Origin of the sequence: Tritonibacter aquimaris (genome assembly GCF_009617595.1) — a bacterium.
Taxonomy (GTDB): domain Bacteria; phylum Pseudomonadota; class Alphaproteobacteria; order Rhodobacterales; family Rhodobacteraceae; genus Epibacterium; species Epibacterium aquimaris.
Genome location: NZ_WIXK01000005.1, coordinates 196,378 through 211,115, shown reverse-complemented (window position 1 = coordinate 211,115; position 14,738 = coordinate 196,378). Strand labels below are relative to the sequence as shown.

The window sequence follows — 14,738 nt, the reverse complement described above, 5'->3', positions numbered from 1 at the left end:
GGCTTAGGCGTGTGCCAATTCGACCTGAACCACATTGGTGTGGCCCACGGCAAAGGACGCGGCGCAGATATCAAGGTAATACTGCCAGTTGCGCAGAAATGGCTGATCATAGCCCAAAGCCTCAATCCGGGGGCGTTGGGCGCTGAAACGCTCGCTCCAGATGCGGCAGGTGCGGGCGTAGTCTTGTCCAAAGGCAAAGCTGTCGCGCACTTTGAGCCCGGCCTTGGCCGCCTGATCCGCAATCACCGCATCCGACAAAAGCATGCCGCCGGGAAAGACATATTGGCGGATAAAATCGGACGAGCGGCGATAGCGGGCAAAGAAATCATCGGGCACGGTGATCGCCTGCAGCACGGCACGCCCGCCTTCGGCCAGGCTGCGTTTGAGGGTGGCGAAATAGCTTGGCCAGTAGCGTTCCCCAACCGCCTCGATCATCTCAATCGAGACGATATTGTGGTATGTTCCGTAGAGATCGCGATAATCGCGCAGTTGGATGTCGGCGCGCCCATCCAGGCGACTGTCGGCAAAGCTGTGCTGGCTGCGTGACACAGTTACGCCGGTGACATGGCGACCTTCTTCGGCCGCGTGTTCGGCAAAACCACCCCAGCCACAGCCGATTTCCAACACCTGTTCGCCTGCACCCAGACGCGACAGAACCCGGCTGTTTTTGCGCCGTTGCGCCGCATCAAGATCGCTGCAGCCGGGGGTAAAGATGCCGGAGGAATAGGTCATGCCCGGATCTAGCCAGAGCTGGTAGAATTCATTGCCCACATCATAATGGGCGCGGATGTTTTTGCGCGACCCGCGGCGCGAGTTCGCCCGCATCAAAGTATCGACAAAGCGAAACTTCATCCGGCTGAACGCGTTGCCGTGATCAAAGCCCTGAAGCTGGTCGCGGTTTTTCATGGCCACGGTCATCAGCGTTTCAATCGACGGCGTATCCCAGAGACCAGCAACATAGGCTTCGCCCAGGCCAACCTGACCATGGGCTGCCATGGCAGTGACCGCGCTCCAATCGTTGATCTGCATCTCGGCCTCGGGGCCCTTGGTGCCAAAATGATGGTTTTGACCATCCGGTGTGCGCAGGTGGAGCTGGCCATCCTGCAGGCGGTCACAGACAGCGAAGAACTGTTTTTTCAGAGCGTTATCCGGCGTTGATTTAAACAGGGACAAAAGCGGCCTCATTGACGTTGGGGGTTTGGGTCAGCTGGCGGGTGATGCGGCGGGCGCTGGCGATGCCATCTTCGTGGAAGCCGTGGCGGTTCCAGGCCCCCGCAAACCAGGTGCGGTTCTGGCCCTGCATCTCGCGAATGCGGCTTTGTGCCTTGAGCGCGGCGGTATCAAACACCGGGTGGTCAAATTCGACCTCATCGTAAATCAGCCCCGGAGCGATTTCGCTGCTGGGGTTCAGGGTAACAAACAGCGGATCATCCTCAGGGATGCCTTGCAGCCGGTTCATCCAATAGGTGACGCCAATGGCACCTTTTTGTGAGCGATACGACCAGCTGGACCAGCAGGCGCGGCGTTTGGGCATCTGGCGCGTATCAGCATGAAGCACCGCGCGATTGGGTTTGTAGCGCACCGCACTAAGGTTGCGTTTTTCGTCCGGGCTGGCGTCATCGCCCAGAATACGCAGCGCCTGATCGCTGTGGCAGGCAAAGATCACCTCATCATAACGGTTGGCTTCAACCCCATCCGCCCAGAGCGTCACCGCAAAGGGATCCCGTTTGATCGCCTGAACCGGAGAGGAGAGCAGGATCGACACGCCGCGTTGTTTAAGCGCTGCTTTCAAGCGTTTGACATATTCGATACTGCCGCCTTTGACGGTGTACCATTGATGCTGACCGGCCCCCGCAAGCAGCGCGTGATTGCGAAAAAACCGCACCAAGGAACGCGCCGGGAACTGATCCACCTCGGCCACTGGCGTAGACCAGATCGCGCCACACATGGGCATAAGATAGTCATCACGAAACGCGCGTCCCAGCCGCAGATCCGAGACCAGATCACCAATGGTTTGATCATCATCTTGCACGGCGGCCTCGGCCCGTTTGCCAAAACGCAAGATGTCACCAACCATGCCGTAAAAGTGCGGTTTCAACAGGTTTGTTCGCTGCGCCAAAAGCGCCGGAAGCGTGTTGAGCCCATATTCCAGACGCCCGCCATCAATGCTCGCGCCAAAGCTCATCTCGCTTTTAAGCACCGGTACATCTAATTCGCGAAACAGCGCGGTCAGGTTTGGGTAGGTTGCATAGTTGAACACGATAAAGCCCGTATCCACCGGCTGATCCCCGCGTTTTCCGGCCACCACGGTGCGGGCATGGCCGCCAAGACGCGCAGCACTTTCATACAGGGTTACATCATGTTCACGCGCCAGATCATAAGCCGCCGCCATACCGGAAATGCCGCCACCAATAACTGCTACTTTCTTGCGCGGTGGTGGTGTTTGATCGAACATGGGGACCTCGTTCCTGTTAGCGTTTTAAAAGAATACGCAGCGGTTGCGCGGCTGGATCAAAAAATATTCATGAATATCAATGCGGGAGTGATCCACCGCCGCTGAGGCACCGTAATCGAGACATCATGTTTGAACTTCTTGAATGCAAAACCTTCCACGCCCGGCGCGGTGGCCCGACAAACGCTTTCACCTATGGGGTGGATTATGTGCTGTGCGATTTGAACGCGCCATCAGGGTTGCGGCTGTTGTCGCGCAACCGGTTTAACCTGTGGTCGATCTGGGATCATCGCCACGGCGGGCCACGTGGATCTGGATCGGGTCTGGCCTGGTTTAAACAAGAGCTTGCGACGCGCGGCTTTCCTTATCAGGATGCGCAGCTGCTGTTGATGACCCAGCCGAGCTTTCTTTGGTTTCATTTCAACCCGGTGAGTTTCTGGCTCGCGCTGGTTGACGGCGTGCCCCGTGCGATCATTGCCGAGGTGAACAACACTTTTGGCCATCGTCATTGTTATTTCTGCGCGCGACCCGGCTTTGCCCCGATCACCAAAGATCAGACGATTGTGGCCGAAAAACTGATGCATGTATCGCCATTTCAAACCGTTGCGGGGCGGTATGTGTTTACCTTTGATTTCACTCAACGTGCGGTAAATATCCGTATTCTTTACGAAAACGGCAAACACGGCGTATTGGCCACCCTGGTGGGGGAACGCCATGCGGCCCGCGATCACCGTCTGGCCTGGGCCGCAATGCGCCGCCCGCTGGGGGCTGCGCGGGTGATGGCGTTGATCCATTGGCAGGCGCTCAAACTCTGGGTGAAACGCGCACCATTTCTGCGCAAACAGCCCCCGCCTGAGCCGCTGATTTCAGACAGCGTTTCGCCCCCCCATGAGCCGGGCGCATGAGCCGGGCGTTTACGGGCAAGCGTTTCTGGCTTGTGGGCGCAAGCGAGGGGCTTGGCCGCGCGCTGGCGAAAGCACTGTCTGACGAGGGGGCGCATCTGGTGCTTTCTGCCCGCAGTGAAACGCGGCTGATGGAGCTGGCAAACACCCTGCCCCATGCACGCGCGCTGGCGCTGGATGTGACCGATGCTGACAGTATTGCAGCGGCCGCGCGCGCCCTGCCCCAGATCGATGGGGTAATCTTTAACGCAGGTGCGTATGAGCCGATGAAAGCGCAGGATTGGGACAGCGCAGTCGCGTTAAAGATGAATGATGTGAATTATGGCGGTGCGCTTCGGGTGATTGGGGCGGTTCTGCCGGATATGCTGCAACGCGATGCAGGCGACATCACCCTGATCGGTTCGCTTTCAGCCTATCATGGGTTGCCCGCCGCGGTGGGCTACGGCCCAAGCAAAGCGGCGCTGCGCAGCCTGGCCGAGACCCTGCGATTTGATCTGCGCGGCACGGGTGTGGTGGTGCGGATCGTCAATCCGGGCTTTATCAAAACCCGGCTGACCGCCAAGAACAGTTTTAAGATGCCGATGCTGATGCAGCCCAAAGACGCCGCAAACCGGGTTCTGCGCGCGATGAAAACCACGCGGTTTCGCCATGATTTTCCACGACCGTTTTCGTGGGTTATCAAAGCCTTGTCATATATTCCCGACTGGCTGATTTATCGCAGATAAAAACCCCGGCTGCAGCGCACAGCCGGGGTTTTACAATGTTTGCTCATTCAGATCTTGAACAAAGGTTGCAGCAGGCGCGGTATCAGTGCGCGGAACCGCAAGGGAGCATCGGTTGCGGCGAGGCAGATACAAGCCTCTCCCGGTCCGGCGATCGGGGTGTGATCCAGGTCTTCATTGGCGATCTCAACATCGCCCACGCCAAAATGGCCGGTTTCATCGCTAAAGCTGCCTTGCAGCACCAAGGTCATCTCAAGCCCGTTGTGGCCATGATCCGGCACTGCCATTCCCGGCGGAATATACAGCAGGCGCGCGGTGCCATGTTGATCGGCTGTCACAATATCCTGGCGCACGCCGCCGCCCATGTTTTTCCAAGCGACCCCGCGCCCGTTCAACGCAGCCATCACCGGCGCCGGATAAACCCCGGATCGTGCATATTGCGGTACTGGTTCAAACGGATCATCCAGCGCCGCCAGCACCGAATCTTTCAACCCGGCAGACAGGGTTTCACCGCCCATGAGCTCCAAAACAGACCCGCCCAGCGCCTGATGCGCCTCTAAGCTTGCGCGGCTGTCAGGTGACATGGAGACATGGGTGGCCACCACCAGCGCAAAGGCATCCGGCAAGGTGCCCGCGGCATAAGAGGCCATGATGTGATCAGGGATTTGGCAGGTCATCAGCGCATCCCCTTTAGCTCGTGTCGCAGCCGTTCCAGACCGAGGCGGATCCTCGATTTGATTGTGCCCAATGGCAGGCCGGTCTCCTGGCTTATTTGCTTGTGCGTCATCTCTCCGAGGTAGGCCTTTTCGATCATCTCTCGCTGCTGGTCATTCAAATGCACCAGAGCATCTTTCAACTTCACTGCTTCTTGTTCAACCGCCATGATCTGGCTGGCATCTGGTTCCGTGTCTTCGGGCTGCGCCAATTCTTCCGGCACCGGGCGGTTTTCTTTGCGCAGCACATCAATCTGGCGGTTGCGCGCGATTTGATACACCCAGGCCGAAACCTGCGCGCGATGGGGATCAAACAGATGCGATTTGCGCCAGAGCGTCAGCATCACATCCTGCACGATTTCTTCGGCCTGCTGCGCAGAGCTGCCGGAGCGCATCACAAAGCCTTTGAGACGGGGTGCAAAATGATCAAACAACTGGGCAAACGCCTGTTTGTCCCGATGGTCCCGCACCGCGATCATCCAGCTTGTATGCTGTGAAAACTCTTGGCTGCCCGCTCTCACCTGATCCGCCGCCTTTTTCACACCGGATTTGGCCACCTGGCCGCCGCCGTTGCGCCCCTGGCTCAACCGGTTCAGCCGCTGTTGCGGCACCGGCGCGGCGGGGGGCTGTGATTTGTTCAGTTCAACTGTCAGCATATTGTGATTACGCGAGACCGCCTAGGATGGATCACTCTCAATTCCAGAAATTATCTGCAGCTGTGCTCTCATGGCTCATTTGGGTGTGATGATCGCCGCCCGCAATATTTCAGCCCCAGATCAGGCTGAGACCTGTAGGAATGAAGAATAATTACAAAGAGCTAGCCGGTTTGACTGGAAATTTGAAAAAAATGCACTTTTGCATAATTTTCCTCTTGCGCCAAAAGAACGGAGCGCGTAAACACCCCCTCACACAAAGAGTGGCCCGTTCGTCTATCGGTTAGGACGCCAGGTTTTCAACCTGGAAAGAGGGGTTCGATTCCCCTACGGGCTGCCACTTCTTCCGCTAAAAATTGAAGATATTGATGCAAAACAGCACGTAGTTTCACTGCGCCTTTATGCGAGCGTAAGCGGATGCGTTGCACCTATCTGGGGAAGTTACACCTGCTGCCCCGCACTGTGTGATGCGGAGCAGGTTTCGCGTGCTACCCGGCCATTTCCATTTCAGATCTGTAGAAAACATGTCGGCCACGGCCCGCATTTTTGGCGGCATAAAGCGCGAGATCCGCCTGATGGATCAACGAGAGCGCATCAAGTGGCACGGAATCGCTGGACAGAGAGGTTCCGGCACTGGCGGAAATGCGACATTCCTTCCCTTCAAAGGGCACCGGTTCTTCCAGTTTTTCAATCAAACGCTTGGCAATGCGTTCAAGCTTGGCGCGGTCGGTCAGACCATCCAGCAGCAGTACAAATTCATCACCACCCACGCGCACAGCAGTATCCGCATCGCGGGTGCATTCCACCAAAACCTTTGCCACCCGCTGCAGCACTGCGTCACCGGCGGCGTGGCCCATGGTGTCATTGACCTGCTTAAAATAGTCCAGATCTACATGCATCACTGCAAAATCGCGACCAGAATTGATCATCCGTCCCAGCACGTGATCCATCGCCCGGCGGTTTTTCAGACCGGTCAATGTATCGGTAAAGGCCTGTTCCTCTGCGGCGATTTTTGCCCCTTGCAGACGCATGTTCAGCTGGCGCGACGCCTCCATCGCGGCTGATTTTGCCTCAACCAGGTAGAGCATCTCAATCGTGAGGTCCGTGGGGGAAAAATCTGCGCTGGTCAGATCATAATCACGCACCGCTTCCAGCACCGAAATTCCGAAAGACAGGTTCAAAAAAGCCCCGCCATCTGGCAGCGGGTGCAACACCCCTTTGAGACCGGTGTGCGGTTCGGTCAGGAATTGCAGGTGCAGTTTTGCACCAGCCGAGCGGATCATATCTTCCATGCTGCGCACCCAGCGCGGGCGGGAAACGGCAATGATCGAGCTGAGCTCTTCGCCAATCCAGACATTATCCGGGCGCAATTTTTTGAGCGTGGGCCCAACAGACTGGATACAGCCATTTGCATCAACAACCACATGCATCGGGCAGATGGTATTTGCGAGGTCAGACAGTTGCGGCAGTGTGATCATAGTGAATGCGCCCCCAGGCTAAAGGAACGCCCTTCGGCAAATTGTGATTCCACATGGGTTACGGCAATAATGTCAGAGTTTTCGCGCGCACCTGCATGTTCCAAAATAACCAAATCTCCGTAATCATCTGCCATTGCACGTAAAATGCCCATCATCACATTGGCATAACCCGGCAGCCCCTTGCTGCAGATCAGTTCAAACTCACCCGGCCCCTTCTCCACCAGCTCAAGCGCGGGCAAATGTAGATCCGCCACCGCAAGCCGGGCGCGATCGGGCAAATCATCCAGCGAATACAGAAATTCTACATAATCGACGCCGCCAAACCTGAGCAGGCGACGCAGCGCCTCGGCCTGGGGATTGGACACAAGGAAAGTGCCCATGTCTTCCAGCATTTCATCAAGCGGACGATCCAGCACGGTTTCCATCGCGGAGAGCACTTTTTGCGATTGCTCATCCGGGTAAATCAACATCGCTTCGAACTCAGAAAATCCAAGCCCGGCCAGATCGATAACCGCCTGCCAGCGTTCTTCGCCGTAGGTATCCTTTACGAAGGCCTGAATAGCTTTGTTGATCAGACCATGCATTGACCTGGCCCCTTTACTGTAATTTCCGTCACTATGGCCCGGGCAGTGTTAACAAAGCCCCAAAACCCCCTGTACGCCGGATATATTTACGTCTCTTCACGGCGGAAGCTGGACAATACTGACATTTTCCGGCCCCAATCTCTATGAAAGCGGCGAAAAACTATCTTCACTTATCGGTTTATACGTCGTGTACGGGGACGCACATTACCGCAAAAGCCTATCGATTCGCAGCTATCCACGCGGGGATTTCGCCGATGTCTTGTAAAACCACATCCGCGTGAGGGCTCAGATGCGCGGCCTGTGCTGTGCCCGTTAAGACACCAATACAAATCATGCCGGCAGCGCGCCCTGCATGAAGGTCATGTAAGCTGTCACCCACCATGGCGCAACGCCCAGGCGCAACATTCACCGCTTTGCAGAACGCCAAAAGTGGATCGGGGTCGGGTTTTGCCCCAAACCCGCTGTCGTGACCCGCAATAAAATCAAAAGAATTATGCGCCCCAACCCGTTCCAGCTGTGAATGCGCGGAAAGCTCGGCGTCATTTGTCATCACACCAAGCTTCAACCCATCCCCCCGCAGCCCGGCCATATAGCTGGCAAGCGGCACCACTTCGGAGATCGGCGCCGTGGCAGCGCGGGTCGCCAAATAGGTTTCAAGCTCGTGCTGGCTGGAGCCTTCACAATGCGGCACCAAAGCTGCGGCGGCCTCGGCATTGGTGGCATAGACCACAAAGCTTGCTGGGAAAAACTCTTGGCGATCAAGATCATATTCCAACGCGGCCGCCATCGCCTGCGCGCGCCCATTATCGCCGCCGGACAGATCTGCAATCACACCACCTGCCCAGCTGTTCCATGTCGCGGCAAAGTCAAACAGCGTGCCGTCCTTATCAAACAATACTGCATCCAATGGCATGGAAAGCCCCTTTCACCGCGCTGCGTTCTGTGAACGCTTTATCAAGTCCAATGCGTTTGCGCACCACCCGGCAGCATTGCCCGCGCCTGCATCGGCAATTCATAGCCGACCACAAGCGCATCGCAACAGCGCATAACCCAAGCGTCATCCATAAGTAAAAAATCCAATACGGATGCGAGGAAATCAGGATCTGCGGCGCGCGCTCGCAGATCTGCCTCACTGCTGCCGGTGGCCCCAAGGAAGACTGGCAAAAGATCTTCCTCTCCCACAAGCCAGGCCAGCGCCTTTAGCGCAAAAGTTTCAGAAGCATGAGCGGATTTCAGCATATGGATACAGATTTAGTGAGTTGGGAAAGGGTTTATTAACCAGTCTCATAAAAACTCGATCTTGAGGAAAAGCAAGCGTTGAGGAGCAAACAGGTGCAGGGAACGGTCCTTGTCATAGATGGGGTGTCCACCAATCGGATCGCGCTGAAGGTTCAGCTCAGCGAGGCCTATTTCGATGTGGTGCAGATCGACACGCTGTCCGCCCTGGGCCCGGTTCTTGCACAAAAACGCCCGGATCTGGTGATCACGGCCCTGTCGCTGCCCGATGGATCCGCCAGTGATGTGAAACGTGTTCTCAGCGCGTCCGGCGCATTTGAGACGGTTCCGGTTCTGGCGATCGACGCGCAGGATGATATGGCAGCGCGGCTTGCGGCGCTTTCAGCCGGGGTTCAAGATGTCCTGCTTCAGCCAGTGGATGACATGGTATTACAGGCGCGCATTCGCAGCCTGTTGCGCGCACGCAGCGCCAAAGAAGAGCTGCGCCAACAGCGTAGCGCTGCCGGTGGTTTTGCCCTGCCTGCGGGCGATTGCCTGCCTACGGGCCTGCTGGAGAGCGCCACGGTTGCGCTGGTGACACAAAGCGTCAGCAAAGCGCATTGCTGGTCGGCGGCCCTGGCGCTGCACTCGCAATTCAAACTGCGCTGCCACAATATGAGCGATATTCGCAGCATCATGACCTCGCCGGTGCCAGATGCAATTGTCATCGAACTTGATGAGGAAAACCCCGGACTGGGGCTTAGGCTGATTGCGGATCTGCGCGCCCGTGCCGCCACCCGGCAATCCATCATTGTGGCGCTGCCCGAAAGCAACGCACCGGAACTTGCGGCCGAAGCGCTGGATCGTGGTGCCCATGATGTGTTGCAATCGGGATTTGTGGCAGAGGAGCTGAACATGCGCCTCACCACGCAGCTGGAACAAAAACTGCTCGAAGATCAGCTGCGCGACAGCATCCGCAGCGAACTCAAGGCGGCCGTGCTTGACCCGATGACCGGGCTGTACAATCGCCGCTATGCCACGCCTTATCTGGAACAGGTGCTGCAACATGCGCGCGACACCGGTGAAAGCTTTGCGCTGATGGTGGCGGATCTGGATCATTTCAAACGGGTAAATGACGCCTATGGCCACCCGGTTGGCGATGCGGTTCTGGTTGAAACCGCTGCTCGGCTGGGCTCATTGATTGGGCCAAAAGACCTGTTGGCACGCATCGGCGGCGAAGAATTTCTGTTTGTGCTGCCAGGACAAAACGCACCGGATGCCGCTGCATCGGCCGCAAATTTATGCGCTGCCATCAACGAGCGCGCCTTCCACATTGCTGGCGTAGAGAAGCCGATCAGTATGACCGTCAGCATTGGCGCGGTGATCGCAACCCACCGCCGCGCCTTAAGTATGACCGCAGCAGAGCTGATCGCAGAGGCGGATCAAGCGCTTTATGCGGCCAAAAATGCAGGCAGGAACCAGGTCAGTCTGAAATCAAACAGCCCCGTGGCCGCGTGATTGCGGCCATTTTTCCCTACTTCGATACTTCGATCACGTTTCCATACCCTAATCACGGGCGTCGGTGTTTGGCGTAATGCCCGGTTTAATGGCCCTTCTTGTGACCGTGGCGTTTTGATCTGCGCTCCATCCGTTCCGCCAGCGCTGCGCGTTCTTCACTGCTCATGTTTTGCAATTTGTTCAGCCATTCCTGACGCACGGTCTGGCGAAATGCGGCCTGACGGCCCGAATGGCGATCCAGCACTTCTATCACCGGCTCAATCACAAAGGGGTCTGCACGCAGGGCCGCAAAAAGATCCTTGCGATCGGCGGCCCGTTGTCCGCGCACAGTTTCATGGCGGCCAGAGGCATGGCGCTTCAGCTTATCGCGCGTATCATGATCCAATTCGCGAAAAAGCATCACCGCAAGCGACGGCGGCGCCCCCCCATCACGGCGATCCTTAAACCGATAGGCAGTGCCTGCAATTGCACCCACAAAGGCAACGTTCAGCGCCAAGGACAGAGCAAAAAACACTTTGCTCCAACGCCATTTTCGAACCTTTTTCTGTTGCTCTGGCTGGCTCATTGGAGATCCTCATCTAGGAGTTCAGACAGGTCAAACCCATCAAAGGCATCGCTTGACGTCGACAGCGTTGCAACTGCGTAATCCACCGGGTCGGGCAAAAAGGAGGGCGGCGCAAATCCGATCCACAGCCCAACAAGGCCCGCACAGACTACCCCACCAAGACCAAAACCACCGCCCAAAAGCGACAAAGCCCATGTGAATCCATGCGCACGCGGCAGCGGACTATCTGGCGCAAATCCAGATTGAACCCGCTCCGCGTCCTGCAAAATGGCCATCTGCAAAGCAGGCGGTAGGGGATCAGCCTCATCTCGGGCCGCTGCGAACAGGTTGTCGAGTTCTGTCAGTTCCTTGTCAGCCATCGGTATACCCCAGTTCTTCTTTGCGCGCGGCCAGAGCCTTGGCCAATCCGCGTTTGGCGCGTGCGGTCAGGCTCTCGACCGCTTCTACCCCGATGTCCATAATGTCGGCGATTTCAGGGTTCGACAATTCTTCGATGTGGCGCAACACCACCGCCTGACGCTGCCGCACCGGCAACTGCATCAATGCCTGCTGTAACGCATCATGGCGGGTTTGTTGCTGTAGTGCTTCCAAAGCGCTGGCGGCATTATCTGCGGGTTCGGACACATCATCGAGACCCAATGTACCGCCCCGCGCGCGCCGTTTTACATCAATGCAAAGATTGCTCACCACGCGGTAGAGCCAGGTGGAAACCTGCGCCTTGCCGGGTTGCCAGTCCGGGGCCATCCGCCACAGGCGTATCATTGCCTCCTGTGTGATGTCTTCGGCCTCGGCACGATTACCCATCATCCGCATTGCAACAGCCAGTGCGCGCGGAGCAAGCCGCGCCGTGAGCGCAGCCGCAGCCGCCTGATCGCCGCGCACGAACAACACCAGAAGGTCATCGTTGCTCAGATCCACCGGCCCCTCCGCCGCTTTCGCGGATGCCCCGATTGGATCAGGGCACCGCTTTGGTCTATGGCGTTGATAAAGCACGCTTTAAGTCAGTCGTGCGCGCCCGCTTTATCTTTGCAGTGTTTTTTAGACCGACCGCCATGCTCTTTGCGTGCGGATTCAAATTCCTCTTGGGAAATAGCACCGTTGCCATCACTGTCCAAGCGGTCAAACCGTTTGGTTGGATCTTTTGGCCCCGGCATTTCTGCAAGGCTCAGCGCGCCGTCACCATCGGCGTCGAATTTCTCGACCATGCGCTGAATGCGGGTCTCAGCGCGTTGCGCACGTTTTGCTGCCAGTTCTTCAACCGACAGGTTGCCATCGCCATCGGTGTCACTGGCGGTAAATTCACGCGCGCGCAGGCTTTGCATTTCTTCCTGCGTCACCTCGCCGTTGCCATCCGCATCGAGCATCTCAAAAGAGGGCCGAGCACCATGCCCTTTGCCCGAGTATGCCAGAACGCTGCCCGCGCCAATCAGGCTTGCGCCGGCTGCGATCAACGCGATGAAAGTGATCTGTTTCATAACCTTCTCTCCTTTGGCAACCGCGCGCTCCGTGCTGCGCGATGCACTATAGAAACGCTGCAGCCCCAAAGTTCCGTCGCGTGACATGGAAAAAAGTTGCGACATGCGGACGCAAAGCCCGCGCGCACGCTTTACATTTGTCAGTGCGACATCAAATGTGACTGCGATATGTAGGAAATGCCTCAGCAGAACCAGCGTAGGAGTTTGCCATGAGCGAGCACGCCCAGCCTAGCCAGACCATTGCCGAAACTGCGGCGCCCGCGAACAGCAATGAGCGCGACACCAAAACCGCCCTGCTGCGCGGCTGGGGCTGCAAATGTCCGAAATGCGGCCAGGGTAAAATGCTGCATTCCTATCTGAAAGTGAACAACAGCTGCGATCATTGCGATTTGGATCTGTCGCTGGCGCGCGCAGATGACGGCCCGGCCTATCTGACCATTTTGCTGGTGGGGCATCTGATGGCCCCTCTGCTGCATGTGGTTTATTTCAAATGGGAGCCTGCCCCCTGGGTGACCTTCAGCACGTTCAGCATTGGCTGTGTTCTGGCCTGCCTGTTCCTGCTGCCGCGCATGAAGGGCATGGTGATCGCCTACCAATGGGCGCGCGGCATGCATGGCTATGATACCAAAGGGTGAATGAAACTTGGACGCGACGATAGATAAATCCAAGATTATCCGCGATGCAGCCACCGTGATTGTATTGCGGCGCGGTGACAACCCCAGCGTCTTGATGGGGCAGCGCGGCGCTAAGGCTGCGTTCATGCCGAATAAATTTGTTTTCCCCGGTGGTGCCCTGGATCGCGAAGACCATGATCTTGCGTTACATGCGCCTTTGGCGGCAGCCACTCAGGCCCAGCTTGATGAGGACGCGCCTGATGGCATTGGCGCGGCCCTTGCTGTCGCGGCCATCCGTGAGCTATGGGAAGAAACCGGCCTGATCCTTGGCCAGAAAACCACATGGGATGCGCCGGAACCCTGGCAGGCCTTCGCCCAAAGTGGCTTTGCCCCCGATGCCAGCGCGCTGCAATTTGTGTTTCGCGCCATCACCCCACCGGGACGCCCCCGCCGGTTTGATGCGCGGTTCTTTCTGGTTGATGCGGCTGAGATCTCCAGTGATCTCGATGATTTTTCCCAGGCTTCAGATGAATTGTCCAATCTGCAATGGGTACCGCTGCGCGACGCCCGCGCCTTTGATCTGCCATTCATCACCCAGGTGGTTCTGGCCGAAGTAAACGCGCGCCTGCCCGATCTTGCCCCGCTCGACAGCGTGCCGTTTTTTCGCAACGATGATGAGGAAAGCCTGTTTTTACGCCTGAACGGCCGGGCACCGCAGGTGCAGGATTAAAGCGTCAGCACCAGAAGCAGGATCGACAGGCCCAGAACACCCATGCCAAGCACTTCGCGTGCGCTGATCTTTTCCTTGAAAAACAGGATTGAGGCGCACAGCGACAGCAGCAGTTCGATTTGTCCCACGGCTTTGACATAGGCTGCGTTTTGCAGTGTGAACGCCCAGAACCAGCAAAACGATCCCGCAAGGCTTGTGAGACCAACCCAAACCGCCACCCGGCGGGCCTGCCACACGCGCGCGATTTCGCTCCGGTCGCGCCACATCAACCAGATCAGCATATAGATCGTCTGCAGGCTGACCACCGCCGCAAGGGTCACAGCTGCGCGCAGCATTGGTTCCGTTTCGGCCATCTGTAAAGAGGCCGCACGATAGCTGACGGCGGAAAACGCAAACAAAACCCCAGAACCAAGCCCAAGCTTGGCGGCGCGGTTGGTCAGATGCTGATGCCACACCCCATCACTGCCGCCGGGTTTGGATAAGATCAACACGGCCAAAAGCCCAAGCAGGATCGCCCCCCAGCCAGCTGCGCTGATCTGATCCCCCAGCACCAAGAGCCCCACGATTGCGGTTTGAATGACCTCGGTTTTCTTAAAGGTAATGCCCACGGCAAAATTGCGCTGTTTAAACAGCGCCACAACGCAGATGGTGGCAAGGATCTGCGACACCGCCCCAATGGAAGCAAACATCCAGAACCGCGCAGAAAGCGCGGGCAGATCGCGCTCTGCAAACGTCAGATAGGCTGCAAGCCCGCCCACGATAAATGGCATCGAGTAGACAAACCGCGAAAATGTCGCCCCCGCAGGGGTCAGCGTGACCGAGGCCAGCACCTTTTGCAGCATAAAGCGGATGGTCTGAAAACCGGCCGCAGCCAGAGCGATAAAAACCCAAAGAGACATGCCGCCCTGATAGCAGTATATGGCTGCGAGAACCAAACATTTGGGACCGTTGCGCAGGCTTGATTTCCACCGCGCATCGGTGGCTTGCCAAATTGCGCCAAACATGGAAATTAACCCCTGATAGCGCTAAAATTGGGTGTTTTTGCTTCTCCCGCCAATGTACCGGCTTGTGCCTATAGTTATCCCCAGGCTTGTCCCCGGAAACCAATTTGCGCTGA

The 14,738-nt window shown here is 57.3% G+C and carries 18 protein-coding genes and 1 tRNA gene; 6 read left to right on the top strand and 13 right to left on the bottom strand.

Annotation, left to right across the window (positions count from 1 at the left end; genetic code table 11):
- Positions 1-3: 3 nt before the first annotated feature.
- The gene (locus tag GG681_RS11385; protein ID WP_235899904.1) at positions 4-1,173 is read right to left on the bottom strand and encodes an SAM-dependent methyltransferase; all 1,170 of its coding nucleotides are present in this window, start codon (positions 1,171-1,173) and stop codon (positions 4-6) included.
- Complete coding sequence (locus GG681_RS11380) at positions 1,160-2,455, bottom strand: NAD(P)/FAD-dependent oxidoreductase (protein WP_153548132.1); 1,296 nt, start codon at positions 2,453-2,455, stop codon at positions 1,160-1,162. The genes GG681_RS11385 and GG681_RS11380 overlap by 14 nt, the downstream gene beginning before the upstream one ends.
- A 125-nt stretch (positions 2,456-2,580) precedes the next feature.
- Between GG681_RS11380 and GG681_RS11375 the strand changes: the two genes are divergently transcribed.
- Positions 2,581-3,357 carry a DUF1365 domain-containing protein gene (locus tag GG681_RS11375; RefSeq protein ID WP_153548131.1) on the top strand — a complete coding sequence of 259 codons (777 nt, stop codon included), beginning with the start codon at positions 2,581-2,583 and terminating at the stop codon, positions 3,355-3,357.
- The gene (locus GG681_RS11370) at positions 3,354-4,079 is read left to right on the top strand and encodes an SDR family NAD(P)-dependent oxidoreductase (protein ID WP_153548130.1); all 726 of its coding nucleotides are present in this window, start codon (positions 3,354-3,356) and stop codon (positions 4,077-4,079) included. Before GG681_RS11375 ends, GG681_RS11370 begins: the two co-directional genes overlap by 4 nt.
- Positions 4,080-4,126: 47 nt before the next feature.
- On the opposite strand, the gene GG681_RS11365 is transcribed toward GG681_RS11370, so the two are convergent.
- Entirely contained in the window at positions 4,127-4,753 is a 627-nt protein-coding gene (locus GG681_RS11365; RefSeq protein ID WP_153548129.1) for a ChrR family anti-sigma-E factor, read from the bottom strand.
- Complete coding sequence (locus GG681_RS11360; protein ID WP_153548322.1) at positions 4,753-5,268, bottom strand: sigma-70 family RNA polymerase sigma factor; 516 nt, start codon at positions 5,266-5,268, stop codon at positions 4,753-4,755. Before GG681_RS11360 ends, GG681_RS11365 begins: the two co-directional genes overlap by 1 nt.
- Before the next feature lie 439 nt (positions 5,269-5,707).
- Here GG681_RS11360 and GG681_RS11355 point away from each other — a divergent pair.
- Positions 5,708-5,782 (top strand) — tRNA-Glu (locus tag GG681_RS11355).
- Between the two features lie 148 nt (positions 5,783-5,930).
- On the opposite strand, the gene GG681_RS11350 is transcribed toward GG681_RS11355, so the two are convergent.
- The 4 genes from GG681_RS11350 to GG681_RS11335 all read right to left on the bottom strand — a co-directional run bounded on the left by GG681_RS11350 (position 5,931) and on the right by GG681_RS11335 (position 8,743).
- Positions 5,931-6,920: a GGDEF domain-containing protein gene (locus tag GG681_RS11350; RefSeq protein WP_153548128.1), complete on the bottom strand. Its 990-nt coding sequence runs from the start codon at positions 6,918-6,920 to the stop codon at positions 5,931-5,933.
- Complete coding sequence (locus GG681_RS11345) at positions 6,917-7,504, bottom strand: heme NO-binding domain-containing protein (protein ID WP_153548127.1); 588 nt, start codon at positions 7,502-7,504, stop codon at positions 6,917-6,919. The genes GG681_RS11350 and GG681_RS11345 overlap by 4 nt, the downstream gene beginning before the upstream one ends.
- A gap of 217 nt (positions 7,505-7,721) precedes the next feature.
- Positions 7,722-8,417 (bottom strand): HAD family hydrolase, encoded by a 696-nt coding sequence (locus GG681_RS11340; protein ID WP_153548126.1) that lies wholly within the window; start codon positions 8,415-8,417, stop codon positions 7,722-7,724.
- 41 nt (positions 8,418-8,458) lie between these two features.
- The gene (locus tag GG681_RS11335; RefSeq protein WP_153548125.1) at positions 8,459-8,743 is read right to left on the bottom strand and encodes a DUF3572 domain-containing protein; all 285 of its coding nucleotides are present in this window, start codon (positions 8,741-8,743) and stop codon (positions 8,459-8,461) included.
- Positions 8,744-8,836: 93 nt separating this feature from the next.
- Here GG681_RS11335 and GG681_RS11330 point away from each other — a divergent pair, with 93 nt between their 5' ends.
- On the top strand, positions 8,837-10,237 hold the full coding sequence (locus tag GG681_RS11330) for a diguanylate cyclase domain-containing protein (RefSeq protein ID WP_328593356.1): 1,401 nt from the start codon (positions 8,837-8,839) through the stop codon (positions 10,235-10,237).
- Between the two features lie 85 nt (positions 10,238-10,322).
- Here GG681_RS11330 and GG681_RS11325 read toward each other — a convergent pair whose 3' ends face one another.
- The 4 genes from GG681_RS11325 to GG681_RS11310 all read right to left on the bottom strand — a co-directional run bounded on the left by GG681_RS11325 (position 10,323) and on the right by GG681_RS11310 (position 12,277).
- Positions 10,323-10,802 carry a periplasmic heavy metal sensor gene (locus GG681_RS11325; protein ID WP_153548123.1) on the bottom strand — a complete coding sequence of 160 codons (480 nt, stop codon included), beginning with the start codon at positions 10,800-10,802 and terminating at the stop codon, positions 10,323-10,325.
- On the bottom strand, positions 10,799-11,161 hold the full coding sequence (locus GG681_RS11320) for a hypothetical protein (RefSeq protein WP_153548122.1): 363 nt from the start codon (positions 11,159-11,161) through the stop codon (positions 10,799-10,801). Before GG681_RS11320 ends, GG681_RS11325 begins: the two co-directional genes overlap by 4 nt.
- Complete coding sequence (locus GG681_RS11315) at positions 11,154-11,720, bottom strand: RNA polymerase sigma factor (protein ID WP_408057665.1); 567 nt, start codon at positions 11,718-11,720, stop codon at positions 11,154-11,156. Before GG681_RS11315 ends, GG681_RS11320 begins: the two co-directional genes overlap by 8 nt.
- An 83-nt stretch (positions 11,721-11,803) precedes the next feature.
- A complete protein-coding gene (locus tag GG681_RS11310; protein ID WP_153548121.1) occupies positions 11,804-12,277 on the bottom strand; it encodes an EF-hand domain-containing protein in 474 nt (157 codons plus the stop codon).
- Between the two features lie 209 nt (positions 12,278-12,486).
- On the opposite strand from GG681_RS11310, the gene GG681_RS11305 reads away from it, so the two are divergent.
- Both GG681_RS11305 and GG681_RS11300 read left to right on the top strand, forming a co-directional pair.
- Positions 12,487-12,912 carry a DUF983 domain-containing protein gene (locus GG681_RS11305; RefSeq protein WP_153548120.1) on the top strand — a complete coding sequence of 142 codons (426 nt, stop codon included), beginning with the start codon at positions 12,487-12,489 and terminating at the stop codon, positions 12,910-12,912.
- A 7-nt stretch (positions 12,913-12,919) separates the two neighbouring features.
- Entirely contained in the window at positions 12,920-13,621 is a 702-nt protein-coding gene (locus GG681_RS11300) for an NUDIX hydrolase (RefSeq protein ID WP_153548119.1), read from the top strand.
- Here the strand turns inward: GG681_RS11300 and GG681_RS11295 are convergent.
- On the bottom strand, positions 13,618-14,520 hold the full coding sequence (locus tag GG681_RS11295) for an EamA family transporter (protein ID WP_153548118.1): 903 nt from the start codon (positions 14,518-14,520) through the stop codon (positions 13,618-13,620). The two genes, GG681_RS11300 and GG681_RS11295, sit on opposite strands and share 4 nt — an antisense overlap.
- Positions 14,521-14,738: the final 218 nt, after the last annotated feature.

Coding starts and splice junctions, on each gene's coding strand:
- GG681_RS11380 (WP_153548132.1), bottom strand. CDS start 2,455: ATGTTCGATCAAACACCACCACCGCGCAAGAAAGTAGCAGTTATTGGT.
- GG681_RS11375 (WP_153548131.1), top strand. CDS start 2,581: ATGTTTGAACTTCTTGAATGCAAAACCTTCCACGCCCGGCGCGGTGGC.
- GG681_RS11370 (WP_153548130.1), top strand. CDS start 3,354: ATGAGCCGGGCGTTTACGGGCAAGCGTTTCTGGCTTGTGGGCGCAAGC.
- GG681_RS11365 (WP_153548129.1), bottom strand. CDS start 4,753: ATGACCTGCCAAATCCCTGATCACATCATGGCCTCTTATGCCGCGGGC.
- GG681_RS11360 (WP_153548322.1), bottom strand. CDS start 5,268: ATGATCGCGGTGCGGGACCATCGGGACAAACAGGCGTTTGCCCAGTTG.
- GG681_RS11350 (WP_153548128.1), bottom strand. CDS start 6,920: ATGATCACACTGCCGCAACTGTCTGACCTCGCAAATACCATCTGCCCG.
- GG681_RS11345 (WP_153548127.1), bottom strand. CDS start 7,504: ATGCATGGTCTGATCAACAAAGCTATTCAGGCCTTCGTAAAGGATACC.
- GG681_RS11340 (WP_153548126.1), bottom strand. CDS start 8,417: ATGCCATTGGATGCAGTATTGTTTGATAAGGACGGCACGCTGTTTGAC.
- GG681_RS11335 (WP_153548125.1), bottom strand. CDS start 8,743: ATGCTGAAATCCGCTCATGCTTCTGAAACTTTTGCGCTAAAGGCGCTG.
- GG681_RS11325 (WP_153548123.1), bottom strand. CDS start 10,802: ATGAGCCAGCCAGAGCAACAGAAAAAGGTTCGAAAATGGCGTTGGAGC.
- GG681_RS11320 (WP_153548122.1), bottom strand. CDS start 11,161: ATGGCTGACAAGGAACTGACAGAACTCGACAACCTGTTCGCAGCGGCC.
- GG681_RS11310 (WP_153548121.1), bottom strand. CDS start 12,277: ATGAAACAGATCACTTTCATCGCGTTGATCGCAGCCGGCGCAAGCCTG.
- GG681_RS11305 (WP_153548120.1), top strand. CDS start 12,487: ATGAGCGAGCACGCCCAGCCTAGCCAGACCATTGCCGAAACTGCGGCG.
- GG681_RS11295 (WP_153548118.1), bottom strand. CDS start 14,520: ATGTCTCTTTGGGTTTTTATCGCTCTGGCTGCGGCCGGTTTTCAGACC.